General features: G+C 59.5%; 23 protein-coding genes and 1 pseudogene. 20 read left to right on the plus strand and 4 right to left on the minus strand.

Annotated elements, in window-relative coordinates; all coding sequences use genetic code 11:
- Nucleotides 1–761: hypothetical protein (locus APH34_RS27435; RefSeq protein ID WP_256215975.1), on the minus strand; the 761-nt coding region annotated here is incomplete at its 3' end.
- 10 nt (nucleotides 762–771) lie between these two features.
- Here APH34_RS27435 and APH34_RS27440 point away from each other — a divergent pair.
- The 11 genes from APH34_RS27440 (at nucleotide 772) to APH34_RS27490 (ending at nucleotide 5,711) form a co-directional block, all read left to right on the plus strand.
- Nucleotides 772–1,482: a hypothetical protein gene (locus APH34_RS27440; protein ID WP_054903712.1), complete on the plus strand. Its 711-nt coding sequence runs from the start codon at nucleotides 772–774 to the stop codon at nucleotides 1,480–1,482.
- Between the two features lie 79 nt (nucleotides 1,483–1,561).
- Nucleotides 1,562–1,948, plus strand: a complete 387-nt coding sequence (locus tag APH34_RS27445; RefSeq protein ID WP_054903713.1) for a hypothetical protein — start codon at nucleotides 1,562–1,564, stop codon at nucleotides 1,946–1,948.
- Nucleotides 1,949–1,961: 13 nt separating this feature from the next.
- Nucleotides 1,962–2,657 carry a hypothetical protein gene (locus APH34_RS27450; RefSeq protein ID WP_082422912.1) on the plus strand — a complete coding sequence of 232 codons (696 nt, stop codon included), beginning with the start codon at nucleotides 1,962–1,964 and terminating at the stop codon, nucleotides 2,655–2,657.
- Between the two features lie 81 nt (nucleotides 2,658–2,738).
- Nucleotides 2,739–3,155: a hypothetical protein gene (locus APH34_RS27455; protein WP_054903714.1), complete on the plus strand. Its 417-nt coding sequence runs from the start codon at nucleotides 2,739–2,741 to the stop codon at nucleotides 3,153–3,155.
- A 2-nt stretch (nucleotides 3,156–3,157) separates the two neighbouring features.
- A complete protein-coding gene (locus tag APH34_RS27460; protein WP_054903715.1) occupies nucleotides 3,158–3,409 on the plus strand; it encodes a hypothetical protein in 252 nt (83 codons plus the stop codon).
- On the plus strand, nucleotides 3,406–3,918 hold the full coding sequence (locus tag APH34_RS27465) for a hypothetical protein (protein ID WP_054903684.1): 513 nt from the start codon (nucleotides 3,406–3,408) through the stop codon (nucleotides 3,916–3,918). The genes APH34_RS27460 and APH34_RS27465 overlap by 4 nt, the downstream gene beginning before the upstream one ends.
- A complete protein-coding gene (locus APH34_RS27470; RefSeq protein WP_054903716.1) occupies nucleotides 3,915–4,307 on the plus strand; it encodes a DUF2591 domain-containing protein in 393 nt (130 codons plus the stop codon). The genes APH34_RS27465 and APH34_RS27470 overlap by 4 nt, the downstream gene beginning before the upstream one ends.
- Nucleotides 4,304–4,639, plus strand: a complete 336-nt coding sequence (locus APH34_RS27475) for a hypothetical protein (RefSeq protein WP_027609605.1) — start codon at nucleotides 4,304–4,306, stop codon at nucleotides 4,637–4,639. Before APH34_RS27470 ends, APH34_RS27475 begins: the two co-directional genes overlap by 4 nt.
- The gene (locus APH34_RS27480) at nucleotides 4,636–4,947 is read left to right on the plus strand and encodes a hypothetical protein (protein ID WP_054903717.1); all 312 of its coding nucleotides are present in this window, start codon (nucleotides 4,636–4,638) and stop codon (nucleotides 4,945–4,947) included. Before APH34_RS27475 ends, APH34_RS27480 begins: the two co-directional genes overlap by 4 nt.
- Before the next feature lie 67 nt (nucleotides 4,948–5,014).
- Nucleotides 5,015–5,392, plus strand: coding sequence for a hypothetical protein (locus tag APH34_RS27485; RefSeq protein ID WP_054903718.1), 378 nt, complete (start codon nucleotides 5,015–5,017; stop codon nucleotides 5,390–5,392).
- A 37-nt stretch (nucleotides 5,393–5,429) separates the two neighbouring features.
- Entirely contained in the window at nucleotides 5,430–5,711 is a 282-nt protein-coding gene (locus APH34_RS27490) for a pyocin activator PrtN family protein (protein ID WP_054903719.1), read from the plus strand.
- Here APH34_RS27490 and APH34_RS27495 read toward each other — a convergent pair.
- Complete coding sequence (locus tag APH34_RS27495; RefSeq protein ID WP_054903720.1) at nucleotides 5,680–6,822, minus strand: site-specific integrase; 1,143 nt, start codon at nucleotides 6,820–6,822, stop codon at nucleotides 5,680–5,682. The genes APH34_RS27490 and APH34_RS27495 overlap by 32 nt on opposite strands.
- A 97-nt stretch (nucleotides 6,823–6,919) precedes the next feature.
- Between APH34_RS27495 and dusA the strand changes: the two genes are divergently transcribed.
- From dusA to APH34_RS27525, 6 genes and pseudogenes are all read left to right on the plus strand, one after another.
- Nucleotides 6,920–7,930 (plus strand): tRNA dihydrouridine(20/20a) synthase DusA, encoded by a 1,011-nt coding sequence (gene dusA / locus APH34_RS27500; RefSeq protein WP_371263333.1) that lies wholly within the window; start codon nucleotides 6,920–6,922, stop codon nucleotides 7,928–7,930.
- Nucleotides 7,931–8,076: 146 nt separating this feature from the next.
- A complete protein-coding gene (tal, locus tag APH34_RS27505; RefSeq protein ID WP_054903722.1) occupies nucleotides 8,077–9,003 on the plus strand; it encodes a transaldolase in 927 nt (308 codons plus the stop codon).
- Nucleotides 9,004–9,102: 99 nt separating this feature from the next.
- A pseudogene (locus tag APH34_RS27510) lies at nucleotides 9,103–10,029 on the plus strand (alkaline phosphatase family protein); the annotation flags it as partial.
- A gap of 224 nt (nucleotides 10,030–10,253) precedes the next feature.
- On the plus strand, nucleotides 10,254–10,571 hold the full coding sequence (locus APH34_RS27515) for a transposase (RefSeq protein ID WP_009405708.1): 318 nt from the start codon (nucleotides 10,254–10,256) through the stop codon (nucleotides 10,569–10,571).
- A complete protein-coding gene (gene tnpB, locus APH34_RS30140) occupies nucleotides 10,568–10,903 on the plus strand; it encodes an IS66 family insertion sequence element accessory protein TnpB (RefSeq protein ID WP_009405710.1) in 336 nt (111 codons plus the stop codon). The genes APH34_RS27515 and tnpB overlap by 4 nt, the downstream gene beginning before the upstream one ends.
- Nucleotides 10,904–10,952: 49 nt before the next feature.
- The gene (locus APH34_RS27525; protein WP_009405712.1) at nucleotides 10,953–12,515 is read left to right on the plus strand and encodes an IS66 family transposase; all 1,563 of its coding nucleotides are present in this window, start codon (nucleotides 10,953–10,955) and stop codon (nucleotides 12,513–12,515) included.
- Nucleotides 12,516–12,848: 333 nt separating this feature from the next.
- Here APH34_RS27525 and APH34_RS27530 read toward each other — a convergent pair whose 3' ends face one another.
- Together APH34_RS27530 and chrA are read right to left on the minus strand one after the other, a co-directional pair.
- A complete protein-coding gene (locus tag APH34_RS27530) occupies nucleotides 12,849–13,154 on the minus strand; it encodes a PadR family transcriptional regulator (RefSeq protein ID WP_009405714.1) in 306 nt (101 codons plus the stop codon).
- Between the two features lie 10 nt (nucleotides 13,155–13,164).
- Nucleotides 13,165–14,370, minus strand: coding sequence for a chromate efflux transporter (gene chrA, locus APH34_RS27535; protein ID WP_029380191.1), 1,206 nt, complete (start codon nucleotides 14,368–14,370; stop codon nucleotides 13,165–13,167).
- Between the two features lie 80 nt (nucleotides 14,371–14,450).
- On the opposite strand from chrA, the gene APH34_RS30145 reads away from it, so the two are divergent.
- The 3 genes from APH34_RS30145 to APH34_RS29120 all read left to right on the plus strand — a co-directional run bounded on the left by APH34_RS30145 (nucleotide 14,451) and on the right by APH34_RS29120 (nucleotide 15,610).
- The gene (locus APH34_RS30145; protein ID WP_013970866.1) at nucleotides 14,451–14,816 is read left to right on the plus strand and encodes a hypothetical protein; all 366 of its coding nucleotides are present in this window, start codon (nucleotides 14,451–14,453) and stop codon (nucleotides 14,814–14,816) included.
- Entirely contained in the window at nucleotides 14,816–15,016 is a 201-nt protein-coding gene (locus tag APH34_RS27545; protein ID WP_016711371.1) for a hypothetical protein, read from the plus strand. The genes APH34_RS30145 and APH34_RS27545 overlap by 1 nt, the downstream gene beginning before the upstream one ends.
- Nucleotides 15,017–15,298: 282 nt before the next feature.
- Entirely contained in the window at nucleotides 15,299–15,610 is a 312-nt protein-coding gene (locus APH34_RS29120; protein ID WP_080604804.1) for a hypothetical protein, read from the plus strand.
- Nucleotides 15,611–15,875 lie beyond the last annotated feature (265 nt).

Consider the following 15,875-nt stretch of genomic DNA (forward strand, 5'->3'; position numbering starts at 1 on the left):
ATTGTGCGTCTAGCCATCATTCCATCTCGACTCATCCCAGAGCTCAGACGCTCAGTGGTTGTCAGGCCTCTCTGATAGAGATCCGTCCATATTGACGAGTAAATTTCGCTTTGTCCTTTTAATTCAGGATAAGCAAATTCGACCATCTGAGACAAAGGTCCTGAAAGCCAATTATTGGGGAATGATATTCCGTTTTCAGATGCCCACATCTGTGGGTTTTGAAAAAGCTTCAGAAGCTTTATGTGGGTCACGGTACAAACGTCGACAAAGTTTAGAAACAGCTGACGATAATCTTCAGATGGGCAGGTAGGCAGCGCTGAGTTCTTCACTGCATTACGTAGCGCTTCAAGTTTTTCAGCTTGGTGATTCCTGAGTGAGATATTGCAAACCTCGGCAACTGTGCTGATAAAAGCATCGTTTTCCTGAAGCCCTTCCTCAGTTACTACACCTTTCTCGATCAACTCGTTCAGCGTTTCACCAATTTTAAGCATAGTTTCAGTGCTCCGTTTGTTAAGAGGCGACTCAAGTATCGAATTGAAAATCTCTAAAAGCGGGCTTCCGATTATGGGTACGGCACCCAAGGTAGCCCTTGCAACACGGTGCAGCTTTTCCCCGTCCGGTTCAAGGCTAGGATCCAGGCCATCCAGTTCAACTTTACCCATTTCAATGCATCCCTTAGCTCGGCCAAATTCACCGTAATACCCCATCTCAAACCAAATTGCCACCATGCCGCATCCGGCCACGGAGGGCGGCGCATGCATGGAGAAAGCCATGAAAGACCAAGAACGCTCTGAACTCGCCGCGCGCGTCGCCGAAGACCTGGCCCAGCACCAATACACCCAGCTGGTGAATGAGAACGGCGTCGAGGTTTGGCGCTGCCAGCAGCCTGGCACCCGGGTCTACCACTTCGACATATGCGTCACCGCCTACGGCATGTCGATGTTCGGCGATATCGATGGGCTTCTGTGGCATGTCGGCGCCGACTACGGCATCAACTTCCTGCGCCACCAGAGCGACGGATACCTTCACGAAAAACTGGAAAGCACCTGTAAGCGCGAGGTGATCGACTTCGACAGCATCCGCGACACGGTCTGCAGCTGCATCGTTGGCCGAATTGACGAGGTGTTCGATGCCGACCAGATCCCGGCGTGGATGGCCGACATCCCCGACCGTGGCGCCACGCTGGAGCAGGCTGAGCAGTTGGGCGAGTGGCTGCGAGAGCAGGCCGAAGCAGACGAGCGCTTGTCATTCGACGACCTGGCCGACGTGATTGACGAGATCGAGACCTTCGCCGAAGGCCGGGATACCGAACTGGTGCTTGCCTACGATTTCCTCCAGAGCAATGAGTCGCTGCTCGGCGGAAGCGACCTCTGGGAGACCAAGATCAGCAAGCCATGCCCGAACCTGATGGCCCGGCTGTTCTACGTTCGCCACGCAGCCAACGCAATCATGGCGATCAAAGAGCAGGCCGCTGCCGCCTGACCCGCGCTGCCCGCCAGCGCCTTCCCCTATTCAACGATAACGCCTCCCCGGCGAGGGCGGCGCCTGCCTGGAGATCACCATGAGCACATTCGCAGTGTTCGGCATGACCGCGAGCGCGGCACTCGCCGAAGCAAAGAAGAAGACCAGGACCACACGCCCCAGCGGAAAGATCGGTTGCCCCCCCGTGGACCTTTCACCAGCCGAGTGGGACGACGCGGTCAAGCGCAACGCCGATGCCACGATGGCTGGGGAACGAGTCAAACAGCTCAGCACGCTATTCGACACCCCGCAGCATGCCCAGCAGTTCATCGATCTAGCCAAGCGCGCCGGCGCATGCCGTGACCTCAAGATCCGCTGCAAAGCAGCCCTGCTCGATGAGAAGGGCAAGAAGATCCTCAACCCCAAGACCAGAATGCCCCTCATTGGCTGGGCCGACTGGACACCCGAAAGTCACAAGGCTGCCTGATCCGGAGTTACCCATGCCCACAGAAAACCGATCCAGCAACACAGAGATGGTAAGCGTTCCGCGCGAGTGGCTTAACAGCGTCGCCCTTCTGCAGATGCCGCTCGACGAACTTCAGGAACAAGCCATCCAGCATCTCTGCGATCCCTGCGATGAGCCAGCCCCACAGCCCCACCCCGAGCCAATAGCCTGGATGGTTGGTACTGCCTTCTGGTGGACCAAAGAAGAGGCAGAGAGGGATGCAGCAGAGACTGGGCTGCAGATTGTTGGGCTGGGCCCGATGACCGATCGCACCGCTACCGAACTCGCCGAGAGCGAAACGATGGCGGCGATAGCCGAGCTTGCCGAGTGCGAGGCCATGGCCGATATGGTTGCCGAGCGAGAATGGGCGGAGCATGTCGGTACCGGCGATGTATCCAGCAAGGTCGAGGCAGCTTTTACCCAGCTGCACAACGACCTGCATGAGGCCGGCGAGATGCTGGCCGAGCGGGATTCGCTGCTGGATCGCGTCGTTGATCACGCCAAGTTCTGGCATGACCACCCATATGCCGAAGTCGTCGAAGGCATCGCCAAGGACTACAAAGCCCTATCCGCCAGCGCAGGACCAAGCTCGCCGACCTGGTCGTGCCAAGCATGCCAGGTGGAGCAACCAACTGACCGCGCGTGCGATGCGTGCGGCGGCAAGACCGAACTGGCCGGCGCCAAATCCTGACCGGAGCACATTTGTACTCCACTCAGCTGTAACCCCTCTCCCCTCTATTCACTGCCGCGATATGGCGGCCAAGGAACGACTGTGCCTGAAGAAACCAAATCAGCGTGGCCGGACCACTTCCGGTACATCGACGAGATAAGCCCCAAAGGGGTGACCATCGTTTGCAAACGCTTCGTCGTGATCCGAGAAAGCGAGCACTGTTACTGGATCGTTCCGCCGTCCTATGAGTATGTGGCCCTCGAGCACTTGAAGCGCGGGACCATGCCGAAGTATGCGAAGCGCGTACTGAAGTTGTCCGGTCGCCGGTTCGCTTACCCTGAAAAATCTCACGCGCTCCATAGCTACAAGGTGCGCAAGCGCCGCCAGATGGGCCATGCCCAGTTAGCGATCGAGCGTGCCAAGGCCGCTCTGGAAGATCTCAACGGTGCAGATGCTATCAACGACGAGCATCTGTGCTCGGGCGGTGACTACATCAAAGAACTGACCTGGGACTGCTGACTATGACCCGCCTCGCCCTCTGCCTCCTGCTGCTGGCCACCGGCGCCAGCGCAACCGAGAACGTAATCGACGTGCAGCACGACAGCCAGCGCGGCGTCACCTGCTACCTGCTCAACGGGGTCGGCATCAGCTGCATCCCCGACAGCCAGCTGCAGGCCGGCTACCAGCGCCAGCTCTCCCCGCACGAAACACAACCCGAACCTACACCCGCACTGGCGCCTGGGCGCTGGATTGATGAGAGGTATGAGCTGTGACAGAAGACGACATCATTCAGCTGTCGGCCAAGGCTATGGGCTTCGAGCTGGAGTACCGGCGCGGCAGTGACGCCTTCTACTACGACGATCCGGAGACAGGCCGGGAGGTTTGGCTGCCGATGCGGGATGACCGGCAGACGATGCTCATCATCGCAAAGCTCAGGATGGACATCTGCTGCTTGCACCACCTCGCTCGGGCCACAGCTCATGTTCCTTATGTCGGTTTCAAGCAAAGTGAGGTGTCGCATGCAGACGAACCCGGCGCCCGGATGAGCGCACTGCGCTTGGCAGTTGCAACTGTGGCTGCCAAGTATGGCCAGGGCATGCTCGTTGGCGGGACAGATGAGCGAGTTCTGGGGCACTTGATCGGCATAGAGGGATCAACGGCCCACGCCATGCGCGGCGCCATCCGCGAATCTCGGGAAGAGATCAGCAAGGCATGCCAGCGCCTGAAGCGAAAGGGATTGGTGACCAACAAGGGTCCTTTCTGGCAGGCGGTGCAGCGATGACCGACCTGATCGAAGTGAAGACGGCAGACCTGGTGGGCGAAGCGCTGGGCTGGGCCGTTGGCAAAGCCGAAGGGCTGAACCTTGAACTGGTCCCGCCGCAGTACGGCAACCCCAGGCGGGTGTTCGCACGGTACCAGGGCCAGGCCATCGAGCACACTAAACGCTACAACCCGTGGGAAGACTGGGCTCTGGGCGGACGACTGATCGAGGAGCGCATGGTCAGCCTGCATTGCCCGCAGAGCACCGACGATGTTTGGGCCGGATGGGTGATCACTAACAAGGGGGAGTTTTGCCAGGCCGGTGAGAACGCCCTGATCGCCGCCTGCCGCGCCATCGTATCCGCCCGGTTTGGCGATACCGTCCAGGTGCCCAAGGAGCTGATGCCATGACCGAACAAAGCACCAAGGAATTCTACTCTGTCGATCAAGCCTCTCAGCATGCCGCTGAATGGTGCAAACGCAATCCCGCATGGCGCCGGATCTGCGATATCCCGGATATCTCGGTGTTCGAAAAAACCTACGATGAGATTCCAAAGCGCGAGCGTGCCTACTGGGAAAAGAACGGCGGAGAAGAATGCTGGCGTGAATTCGGTGCCGGGGGAACCAAGGTGCCTACCGGGTTCATCTCTGGAAAGGGCGAGTTTTTCGACCACGTCCTCAAGGTTCCACTCCATCACAACATGATGATGGTGTACCGCGTCGGCAAGAGGTGGAAGCCATGATCGCCCTCGCCTACATGGCCTACCTGATCTACAGGGGGGACGCGATGACTGAGATGAGCAAGATCTACCCACACATGACGGAAAAGGAAGAGCAGGAGCACTTCAAAAATCTGCTCGCCGAGGAAGCGCGCCAGCGCATCGCCCAATTCGCGCTGCTCAAGGCCGAGGACCATCACACCCACTGCCGCGACTGTGGCCGGTTCGTCGACAAGAGCCGCTGGCTGCTAAAGGCCTCGGCATGGGCACAGCGAGGCCAGCGTCCGCTGTGTGCCCCCTGCTTCGCCGAATACGACTTCGACTACGGCTGATTCCAGCCTAACCCCTCAACCTACAACTCAAGCCCGCCGACATGCGCGGGCATGGAGAGCTATTGCCATGACGAAACACAAACACACGCCCGGCCCATGGGAAGTCCTGAACGAAACCGAGGTCTTCACCGGCCTCGGCGCCGACAGTGGTGATGGCGTGAAGGCGCTCCCCTCTGACGGCTGGATGATCGCTGATTGCGGCGACTGCGTGACCTTCACCGATATCGGACCTGCTGAACTCAGCCGGGATCTGCGCCGGGCCAACGCCAAGCTGATCGCCGCGGCGCCCCTGCTGCTGAGGGATCTGATCGAAGCCGCTGCCCAGCTGCGCAAGTACGAAGCCCTGCACCGTGCCAAGGGCACCGCCGACAGCCTGGCAAAGGCCGAGGTCAACGCCGAACTGGCATCGCGCTTCGAGCAGACCATCGCCCAGGCTACGACCTGACCACCGAACTGCCGCCACCGGCGGCGTGGAGACCAACATGAACACCCATTTCCTGCTCATGGCGCAGTATGGCGGCCAGGCAATTATCCCGCTCGAGCGCGTGTGCCTCGACTATTTCAGCCACCTGACCCCGGAGAAGATGAAGGGCAAGGTCGCTCGTGGCGAGATAAACCTTCCGCTGGTCTGCATGGAGAGCAGCCAGAAGTCAGCCCGGGGCGTTCACCTGAACGACCTGGCCACCTACCTCGACGAGCAGCACCAAAAGGCCAAGACCGAGCACGACAAGCTCATGGGTCGCGGTCTTCGACGCGTCTCTTGATCCTCTTCTGGGCCTCGATCACGGGGCCCGTTATCACCTTCTCGATCCATTCCCATCCTTTATATGGATCGCCATTCCCCCGCAGGTGCGTATAGCGCCGCATCGAGTTCCAATCCCGGTGACCGGAAACAGAGGCCACCTTCGGGATATCCCACCCCATTTCGAATAGTCGGCTCACGCCATCGTGGCGCAGGTCGTGAAAGTGCAGGTCGTCCATCTCCAGGAAATTGCAGGCCCGGGTGAACGAGGCCGATATCGACTTCGAGTTGTACGGGAACACCTCATCAGCAACCCGCGGCATAGACTGCAGGATCATCCATGCCTCGTCTGGCAAGTGACACCACACGTCGTTCCCGTACTTCTGGCCCGGGTTCTTCATGTCGGTGATCAGGGCCGACTGGTCCTTCTCGTTCAGTGCGCCCCAGCGAATGCGCGTTATCTCCTCCTGGCGACGGGTGGAAAACAGTGCGAACAGCACCACCCGCAGCATGTCGATCTCCTGCTTTCGGCGGTCGCGCATCTCCTCGAAGTACTTCAGGATCTTCTCGAGTTCGGCCAGAGTCGGTCGCCGGTTACGCTCACGACTCCGGGTGACCGCGCCCATCTTGCGCAGCACTTTCCGTGCGTCGGGCATGGCGTGCGGGTCGACCTCATACCCCCAGGCCGGCCGAGCAACAGACAGCACGGCGCCGAGGTGGGCCAAGTCGTTGCCCACGGTCTGCGCCTGAATGCCGTCCTTCTCCATGCGCCACATGGCGTAGTCCACCAGCTTCTGGCTGGTCAGTTCGCTGTCGATGACATCGCCCAGCCAAGTTTCCTTGATGGCCAGCAAGGTGGCGCGCTTGGTCTTGCCCAGCGGCCTGAGCTTTTCGTACTGGTCGAGGTACTTCTCCACCATGTGACGGACGGTTACCCCGCTCCGGTTGGCCTTCTCGATCGCGCCCGGCTCGTGCAGTTCGGCCTCGCGCTTTCGGATCCAGGCCTGGGCCGTAGTCTTCCGATCGAAGGTCTGGCTTTCCTGATAGACTTTCACGCCCTTGCGCATGATCCTGATCTGGGCGTCGTAGGTGGTAGACCCGTCTTTCCTTTTGCGGGTAGTGATAGTGCCCATTTTGCTAAATCCTCCGATGCCTTTGCTGAAATTCAGCAACGGGGTTTGGAGAATAAGCAAAAAAGGTGGTAAACGATAGAGAATGAGAGAAACCCGAATGCACCCCGAAACACCAGAAAACGCGGTCCGACCAATGGATACGGTAGTAAGGCGGTTTTCTGTTGCTCCGATGATGGACTGGACCGACCGCCACTGCCGGTTCTTCCTGCGCCTGCTGTCCAAGCACACCCTGCTCTACACCGAAATGGTCACCACCGGCGCCCTGCTCCACAACGACGCCCACCGTTTCCTGCGCCACGACGTCTCCGAGCACCCGCTGGCCCTGCAACTGGGTGGCAGCGTGCCGGCCGATCTGGCGGCCTGTGCTCGCCTGGCCGAAGAGGCGGGCTACGACGAGGTCAACCTCAACGTCGGCTGCCCGAGCGACCGGGTGCAGAACAACATGATCGGTGCCTGCCTGATGGCGCACCCGGCGCTGGTGGCCGATTGCGTCAAGGCCATGCGTGATGCGGTAGCGACGCCAGTAACGGTCAAGCACCGCATTGGCATCAACGGGCGGGACAGCTATGCCGAACTGTGCGATTTCGTCGGCCAGGTGCGCGAGGCAGGCTGCCGCAGCTTCACCGTGCATGCACGGATTGCCATTCTCGAAGGGCTCTCGCCCAAGGAAAACCGTGAAATTCCGCCGTTGCGTTACGATGTGGCCGCGCAATTGAAGGCGGACTTCCCGGACCTGGAAATCGTGCTCAATGGTGGCATCAAAACCTTGGCTGAATGCCAGACGCACCTGCAGGCGTTCGATGGCGTGATGCTGGGGCGTGAGGCGTACCACAACCCTTACTTGCTGGCCGACGTCGACCAGCAGCTGTTTGGCAGTGATGCGCCGGTGGTCAGCCGCAGCGAGGCAATGGCGCAGTTGCGACCATATATCGTCGCGCACATGGAAAGCGGCGGAGCGATGCATCACATCACGCGGCATATCCTGGGGCTGGCACAAGGGTTCTCGGGGGCGCGGCGGTTCCGCCAGCTGCTCTCGGCAGACATTCACAAGGCGGCGCAGCCGCTGGTGGTGTTCGATCAAGCGGCGGCGTTGCTGCAGGGGCGTTGAGCACAACCGTTGAGAGGCGGTGGGGAACCTCATGCCAACGGGTGACTCGAATCATCACCGTTGGCTAATCCCCACCACCCTACAGGCCCTTGAGTGGCCGTCGGGGGTCGGGTAATGTCGAGTCATTGCACAGGACAGAGCACGCCATGACCTCCAAGCTGGAACAACTCAAGCAGTTCACCACCGTGGTCGCCGACACCGGGGACCTGGACGCCATCACCCGCCTCAAGCCGGTCGATGCCACCACCAACCCTTCCCTGCTGCTCAAGGCCGCCGCCATCCCAGGCTATGCCGAGCTGCTCAAGCAGGTCAAAAGCGATGCCAATGGCAATGTCGACCTGGCCTGCGACACGTTCGCCGTGGCCGTGGGCGCAGGCATTCTCAAAGCCATTCCTGGGCGTATTTCCACCGAGGTGGATGCCCGCCTGTCGTTCGACGAGCCGGCGCTGCTGGCCAAAGCCCGCCAACTGATCGCGCTGTACGACAAGGCCGGTGTTGGTCGGGACCGTGTGCTGATCAAGCTGGCCTCTACCTGGGAAGGCATCCGCGCCGCCGAGCAACTGGAGAAGGAAGGTATCCAGACCAACCTGACCCTGCTGTTCTCCTTCGCCCAGGCACAAGCCTGCGCCGATGCTGGGGTTTTCCTGATTTCGCCGTTCGTGGGCCGTATCTACGACTGGTACAAGAAAAGCACTGGGCAGGAATACGTCGGTGCCGAGGACCCGGGTGTGCAGTCGGTCACGCGTATCTACAACTACTACAAGGCCAATGGTTACGACACCGTGGTCATGGGCGCCAGCTTCCGCAATATCGGCCAGATCGAACAACTCGCCGGCTGTGATCGCCTGACCATCAGCCCAGAGCTGCTGCAGCAACTGAGCGATGACCAGGGCGAACTGCCGCGGGTGCTCAAGCCTGGCAATGCTGGTGAGGCCAGGCAAGTACTGAGCGAAAGCCAGTTCCGCTGGGCGATGAATGAAGACGCCATGGGGACCGAGAAACTGGCCGAGGGGATTCGCCAGTTTGCTCGTGACCAGGAGAAACTGGAGAAGCTGATGGCTGACAAAGCCTGATACACATCCGGTTTGCTCGACGGGCGGGAAATGTTCAGCATTTTCCGCCCGTTTTGCTTTGTCCCGTAAAAATCGGCCCGCCCGCTACCAGAGCTGTTGATGACCTCCTCCACTGCATTGCCCCTCGTTCTCGCCGGCCCGGTACTGCGCCGCCTGGAGCCTCAGCGCCTGGCCATCTGGCTGGTTGGCAGCCAACCCTTGCAGCCAGCGCTCGTCATCGATGGCACGGCCACGTTGGAGTGCCAGGTCGTGCCGATCGGTCGGCACGCTTACATTCACTTGCTGGACGTTCACTTCGCTCAGCCCCTGCCCAGTAACGTCGAGCTCGACTACGACGTGCTCATCGACGATCTGGGCATCGCCGAGTGGGCACCGCACCTGCTCTACCCTGGCCGCCAGCGCCCTAGCCTGGTGCTGCGTGACCGCCTGGACCATTTACTGCACGGCTCCTGCCGCAAGCCTCACCACCCTGCAGCCGACGGCCTGCTGTGCGCCGACCGGCTGCTGCAGGCGTGCCCGCAACCGCAAGAACGCCCGGCTGTGCTGCTGATGACCGGCGACCAGGTCTACGCCGATGACGTCGCCGGCCCCATGTTGCGGGCCATTCATTCGCTGATCGAGTGCCTTGGCCTGTTCGACGAACCGCTGGAAGGCGCCGTGGTTAGCGACAGCCAGGCGCTGTACCGCCACCCGGCCTGCTATTACCGCCGCGCCGACCTGCTGCCCGCCCAGGCGCACAACGAAACCCTGCGCGCCCGCTTCTTCGGTGGCAAGCGCAAGCCGATCTTCTCCTCCAGCAACGCCGACAACCACCTGGTGACCTTCGCCGAGGTCATGGCCATGTACCTGCTGGTGTGGTCACCAGTGCCATGGCAATGGGTCGAACTGGACATGCCCGCAGGGCTGGCCGAGCAGCACCAGCAGCGCTACCGCAGCGAGCTGCCGTTGATCGAGGCATTCGCCGCCAACCTGGGCCAGGTGGCGCGGGTGATGGCTCACCTGCCCTGCTTGATGATCTTTGACGATAGTCCGAACGTAGGGGTGCGGGCAGCGTAATCCGAACGTACAGCAGTTATGGACACCATCTCATCCCTGCCTGCCTGGGAAAGACCTTCAACGTCCTGATTTCCATCCATGCGAACATGAGTGACGTAAGCGGCCAGAGAACACACCTTCAGAAATCCGGAATTAAGGGCGATGGTGTCCGCCTATTTTAAGCGGACGCGATCACCCTTATCGCTAGGATTTCCATGCGCCAACGAAGCTCCTATCCCAAACCCTTTAAGGCCCAGGTCGTGCAGGAATGCCTGAAACCCGGTGCCTCAGTTTCCAGCGTCGCCATCAGCCACGGCATCAATGCCAACGTGATTCGCAAGTGGCTGCCGATTTACCGTGATAAACCCGTCGCGCCACTTCCCGCGTTTGTACCGCTGCAACCGATTCCTAAACGGCAAGCTGATGAAGCCGTGGTCATCGCACTGTCGCTGGGCGACAAATCCATCACGGTAAAATGGCCCATCTCCGACCCGGACGGCTGCGCACGTTTTATCCGCAGCCTCTCGCAATGATGCGCATCGACGCCATCTGGCTAGCCACCGAGCCCATGGACATGCGCGCCGGCACCGAAACTGCGTTGGCCCGCGTGGTCGCTGTGTTCGGTGCGGCGAAGCCGCACTGCGCTTATCTGTTCGCCAACCGCCGGGCCAACCGGATGAAGGTGCTGGTGCACGATGGCGTGGGCATCTGGCTTGCCGCGAGGCGTTTGAACCAAGGCAAGTTTCACTGGCCTGGCACTCATCGCGGCTTGGAAGTTGGGCTCGACGCTGAACAACTTCAAGCGCTGGTGCTCGGTTTGCCATGGCAGCGAGTTGGCGCTAACGGCGCAATCACAGTGATTTAGCCTTGCTTTTCAGCTGTGGCAGGTGGATCGCTTTGGTAAAATCCACGGCATGACTTCCTCGCCCAATCTCGCCCAAATGACACCCGAACAACTGCGCGCACTCGCTGCGCAGTTGCTGTCGAAGGTCGATACCATGGCGCGAAAAATCCATCGTGACGAGACGATCATCGAGCAGCTCTCTCACGAGATTGCCATCCTCAAGCGCCACAAGTTCGCCAAGCGCAGCGAGCAGATCAGCCCAGCGCAAGGCAGCTTGCTGGATGACTTGCTCAACACCGACCTTGAGGCTATCGAGGCAGAACTGAACGCGCTTCGTCCCGCCCCAACGTCGGACGAACCCCGCCAAAAGCCCAAGCGCGCGCCGCTACCGCCGCAGTTCCCACGTACCGTCATTCGTCACGAGCCAGAGAACACCCAGTGTGTCTGTGGGTGCCAGCTTCAGCGCATCGGCGAAGACGTTAGCGAGAAGCTGGATTACACACCTGGCGTGTTTACCGTTGAGCAGCATGTACGTGGAAAGTGGGCCTGCCGCCAGTGCGAAACACTGATCCAAGCACCGGTGCCGGCCCAGGTGATCGACAAGGGCATCCCGACCGCAGGCCTACTGGCGCATGTGATGGTAGCCAAATTCGCTGACCATCTGCCGCTGTACCGGCAAGAAAAGATCTTTGGCCGTGCAGGCCTGGCGATCCCGCGTTCAACGCTGGCTCAATGGGTGGGCCAAACTGGCGTACAGCTACAACCGCTGGTGGATGCACTGCGCGAAGCGGTGCTGGCTCAGCGAGTCGTGCATGCCGATGAAACTCCGGTGCAGATGCTGGCTCCCGGAGAGAAGAAAACGCATCGAGCTTATGTCTGGGCTTATTGCACGACGCCTTACTCGGCCCTCAAGGCGGTGGTCTACGACTTCAGCCCCAGCCGCGCCGGCGAACATGCGCGCAACTTCCTGGGCACCTGGAACGGCAAGCTGGTCTGTGATGACTTCGCGGGTTACAAGGCCAGCTTCGACCTGGATATCACCGAAATCGGCTGCATGGCGCATGCCCGCCGTAAGTTCTTCGACCTGCATGCAGCGAACAAAAGCCAGTTGGCCGAACAAGCGCTGCACTCAATCGGCGGGCTGTACGAAGTCGAACGGCAGGCCAAAGACATGTGCGATGAAGAACGATGGCGATTACGCCAAGAAATAGCGGCGCCCATTGCACAGAAGTTACATGAATGGATGCTGGCTCAGCGCGACCTCGTGCCCGAGGGGTCGGCCACGGCCAAGGCTCTGGATTACAGCTTGAAACGCTGGGTAGCGCTGATGCGCTACCTGGATGATGGTGCCGTACCCATCGACAACAACCCGGTGGAGAACACGATCAGACCATGGGCGCTTGGGCGCTCCAATTGGTTGTTCGCCGGGTCTCTGCGCAGTGGCAAACGAGCGGCAGCGATCATGAGTTTGATCCAGTCGGCACGCATGAACGGGCATGATCCGTACGCATATCTCAAGGATGTACTGACGCGATTGCCGACGCAGAAAGCTAGTGAGATCGAACATCTACTGCCGCATCAGTGGATGCTGCGTAATTGCATGGACTTGACCACCCGTTTGCACTCGACTTGACCAGTTGTTTGCATCGAATTTGAACCGCGCACGGGTACGCCCTGACCGGCAGAAATCGACCGACTCTGTTGAAAAAGTCGGTTCGCCCAAACAGCCCGGTCATTGACTGGTTAAAACGCCTTTTTTGCACACTGCTACGTGAAATCTGAGTCCGGAAGCCTCTGCCGAAAGTAAAGATTTCAATCTCGGACGCATACTTTTCTGCTGCGGAAACCATGGTCGACTTTTTCAACAGAATCGGCCAAAAGCGGACGTAGCTAATAGACCACTGCTTTCGGTCAGTGCGCGGTCATGAAAGCAAGTAGCTGGCCGCAGGCACTCCGGATAAGGCCATCAGCGCCCTTCGATTAACTCTCCGAACAACTCCCTGACCTTGACTTTGGCATCCGCCAACGCGACTCGGCCTTCATCGGTAATCTCGTACATGCGTCGCTCACGGCGCCCGGTACGCTCATGGTGCGAGCGCAGATAACCTTTCTTTTCCAGACCGTGCAGCATCGGATACAGCGTGCCCGCGCTAAGCTCGTAGCCGTGGTGTCGCAACTCTTCGATGATGGCCAGCCCGAAGATGGGAGCCTCGGCGGCGTGGTGCAGGATGTGCAGGCGGATCAACCCGCCGTAGAGGTCTTTGTCGGTCATTCGCCGCCTCTCACAGGGCAATGCTCAACAGCCCGCCTAGGATACCGCTGCCCAGCACGACCAGCCACGGCGGCAGCTTCCAGAACATCAACGCCACCAGTGCCACAAGGGCCAGGCCGAAGTCTTGCGGGCCATGAATCGCACTCGTCCACACGGGCTGGTAGAGAGCAGCCAGCAGCAGGCCGACCACGGCCGCATTGATGCCGAGCAGTGCAGCCTGCGTGCGCAGGTTACGGCGCAGGTGTTCCCAGAACGGCAGGGCACCCACCACCAGCAGGAAAGACGGCGCAAAGATCGCCAGAAGGCAGATCAGGCCGCCAAGCCAGCCAGTTGGTGCTTGGTTCATCGAGGCGCCGAGAAAGGCTGCAAAGGTGAACAGAGGCCCCGGCACGGCCTGCGCCGCACCATAGCCCGCGAGGAATGCATCATTGTCGACCCAGCCTGTTGGTACGACCTCAGCTTGCAACAGCGGCAGCACGACATGCCCGCCACCGAATACCAGCGAGCCGGCGCGGTAGAAGGCATCCACCATCGCCAATGTCTGATTCGGGAACACAGCTGCTAGCAACGGCAGCCCCAGCAGAAGAGCAAAGAACAGCGCCAGCCAGAACAGGCCAACACGACGCCGCACGCTGATCGGCAGTGGATCATGGGCCTCTCCCTGTTGCGGTTTGAACAGCAGCAGGCCGACGATGGCTGCAAGGATGATGACACTCACTTGCCCCCAGGCAGAGGGTATGAGCAGCACGAAGCAGGTCGCCGCCGCCATGATGGAAATACGCGGTGCATCGGGACACAGATTGCGCGCCATGCCCCAGACCGCCTGGGCGACCACTGCCACGGCCACCACCTTCAAACCGTGCAGCACGCCAGCAGGCATGGCATCACCATAACTGGCGATGCCGAGTGCGAAGAGGATCAGGGCAATTGCGGAGGGCAAGGTGAAGCCCAGCCACGCGGCCAGCGCGCCGCGATAGCCAGAGCGCGACAGACCGAGCGCGATACCGACCTGGCTGCTGGCCGGCCCTGGCAGAAACTGGCAAAGGGCGACAAGATCCGCATAGCTGCGCTCGCTCAACCATTGTCGACGCACCACGAACTCATCGCGGAAATAGCCCAGGTGTGCGATTGGGCCGCCGAAGGAGGTGAGCCCCAAGCAGAGGAAGATCAAAAAAACAGCCCAAGGGCTACGGTCAGTCTTGGTGATCTCAGTCATGGTCATTACTTGATCTGTGACAGGGTTGGATGAAATTATCGATGTACGATAGCGTAAATCGATAATTGAGGTCGACCATCATGGAACTCATTCTGATCGGCTTTGCGGCACTGCTGGCTTCAGGGCTGACGTTGCTCTCTGGCTTCGGTCAAGGGACAGCGCTGATGCCAGTATTTGCCCTTTTCTTCCCCTTGCAGCTCGCTATTGCGGCCACCGCCGTGGTGCACTTCGCCAACAATCTTTTTAAGCTCGGGCTGATGGCCCAGCAGACTGATTGGTCGGTTGTGGTGAAGTTCAGCTTGCCGGCTGCCTTCACGGCAACCCTGGGCGCAGGCTCACTGGCGTTCTTCGACCAACTGCCGCGCGTCGGCCCATCTGGACACCATGGTCTTTCAGCATCCGGAACGACGCGGAAAGAACTCCTTGGAAGCTACGCACCAGACTGATGTGCGAACTTCTGGCCGGCGATGTGGGGGTAGATGTTATGCACGCGATGCGGCCGCAGTTCGCACTGCAGATCGACATAGGGCAGATCGCCGCCGATTTGGTGAAAGAGTTCAACAAGACGCCAGCACTCAAAACCTGGGGCTGGATGTGCATCATTGATGGCACGCCGCAGATGATGCCGCCCACATCGTTTTTGTAGCTATTCAGTTACGCCGTGCTTTGAGTGGTCAGATCCAATGCAATTGGCTGGTCAAATCCGATGCCAACAGGTGGTCAAGTGCAATGCAAACGCTTGGTCAAGAGAGGTGCAATTTCCCAGGATGCCTGGCTGATCTACGCAAGGCGTATTCCCCGTACGCTTACTGAGTGACTACAACTACGTTAAGTCGGTGAACGTCTTGAAATGCTTCGGCTAGCCTACGCTCCGTCCTGGAGGCTGTATGCTGAAAGCGAAAGTCAGGGGCATTTGTAGGAGTCAGCGATGAAAATAACCGGAAGAGCTGAGGTCGAGACCGTTACAGACGTCGTGTGCGATGTATGCCGTTGCTCCACCCGCTTGGATACTGGCGGGCATCAGTTCGGCACCCTACAAGCACATTGGGGCTATGGCACTGCCCATGATGGGGAGCGCTATGAGCTGCACCTGTGTGAGGATTGCTTCTTCCAAACATTGGCTTACCTCAAGCAGGAACGGCGAACTCAACATCTGTTCAGCGAAGATGGCCAGGATCTCACCGATAATCTCGGCCTGGTCGCAAAGAATGATTATTTCGGCGATGCCGGGAGCCGGTAGATACTCTCTGCAATTCGCAAGCGGTGGGATATGAAATAGTGCTTGCCCAACACACCTCGCGTGGTTAAGGGTAATAGCGTCCACTTGAAAATACGCGGGCACCATCGCCTTTAATACTGGAATACGGAAGGTAACTTGGCAGGACGCTTACCATAATTCAGCTTCACATCATCATTATCGTACGCATCGATCTGGACCTTTTAACGCCTCGATTTAGTGACGAACGCGTGCTCACAAAAATACCTCCATATCAAACGAACAATGG

This window comes from Pseudomonas sp. NBRC 111131 (assembly GCF_001320525.1).
Classification (GTDB): Bacteria; Pseudomonadota; Gammaproteobacteria; order Pseudomonadales; family Pseudomonadaceae; genus Aquipseudomonas; species Aquipseudomonas ceruminis.

Coding starts and splice junctions, on each gene's coding strand:
- APH34_RS30145 (WP_013970866.1), top strand. CDS start 14,451: ATGGAACTCATTCTGATCGGCTTTGCGGCACTGCTGGCTTCAGGGCTG.
- APH34_RS27545 (WP_016711371.1), top strand. CDS start 14,816: ATGTGCGAACTTCTGGCCGGCGATGTGGGGGTAGATGTTATGCACGCG.
- APH34_RS27475 (WP_027609605.1), top strand. CDS start 4,304: ATGACCGAACAAAGCACCAAGGAATTCTACTCTGTCGATCAAGCCTCT.
- APH34_RS29120 (WP_080604804.1), top strand. CDS start 15,299: ATGAAAATAACCGGAAGAGCTGAGGTCGAGACCGTTACAGACGTCGTG.
- chrA (WP_029380191.1), bottom strand. CDS start 14,370: ATGACTGAGATCACCAAGACTGACCGTAGCCCTTGGGCTGTTTTTTTG.
- APH34_RS27445 (WP_054903713.1), top strand. CDS start 1,562: ATGAGCACATTCGCAGTGTTCGGCATGACCGCGAGCGCGGCACTCGCC.
- APH34_RS27490 (WP_054903719.1), top strand. CDS start 5,430: ATGAACACCCATTTCCTGCTCATGGCGCAGTATGGCGGCCAGGCAATT.
- APH34_RS27495 (WP_054903720.1), bottom strand. CDS start 6,822: ATGGGCACTATCACTACCCGCAAAAGGAAAGACGGGTCTACCACCTAC.
- tal (WP_054903722.1), top strand. CDS start 8,077: ATGACCTCCAAGCTGGAACAACTCAAGCAGTTCACCACCGTGGTCGCC.
- APH34_RS27480 (WP_054903717.1), top strand. CDS start 4,636: ATGATCGCCCTCGCCTACATGGCCTACCTGATCTACAGGGGGGACGCG.
- tnpB (WP_009405710.1), top strand. CDS start 10,568: ATGATGCGCATCGACGCCATCTGGCTAGCCACCGAGCCCATGGACATG.
- APH34_RS27440 (WP_054903712.1), top strand. CDS start 772: ATGAAAGACCAAGAACGCTCTGAACTCGCCGCGCGCGTCGCCGAAGAC.
- APH34_RS27515 (WP_009405708.1), top strand. CDS start 10,254: ATGCGCCAACGAAGCTCCTATCCCAAACCCTTTAAGGCCCAGGTCGTG.
- APH34_RS27485 (WP_054903718.1), top strand. CDS start 5,015: ATGACGAAACACAAACACACGCCCGGCCCATGGGAAGTCCTGAACGAA.
- APH34_RS27450 (WP_082422912.1), top strand. CDS start 1,962: ATGCCCACAGAAAACCGATCCAGCAACACAGAGATGGTAAGCGTTCCG.
- APH34_RS27460 (WP_054903715.1), top strand. CDS start 3,158: ATGACCCGCCTCGCCCTCTGCCTCCTGCTGCTGGCCACCGGCGCCAGC.
- dusA (WP_371263333.1), top strand. CDS start 6,920: ATGCACCCCGAAACACCAGAAAACGCGGTCCGACCAATGGATACGGTA.
- APH34_RS27470 (WP_054903716.1), top strand. CDS start 3,915: ATGACCGACCTGATCGAAGTGAAGACGGCAGACCTGGTGGGCGAAGCG.
- APH34_RS27525 (WP_009405712.1), top strand. CDS start 10,953: ATGACTTCCTCGCCCAATCTCGCCCAAATGACACCCGAACAACTGCGC.
- APH34_RS27530 (WP_009405714.1), bottom strand. CDS start 13,154: ATGACCGACAAAGACCTCTACGGCGGGTTGATCCGCCTGCACATCCTG.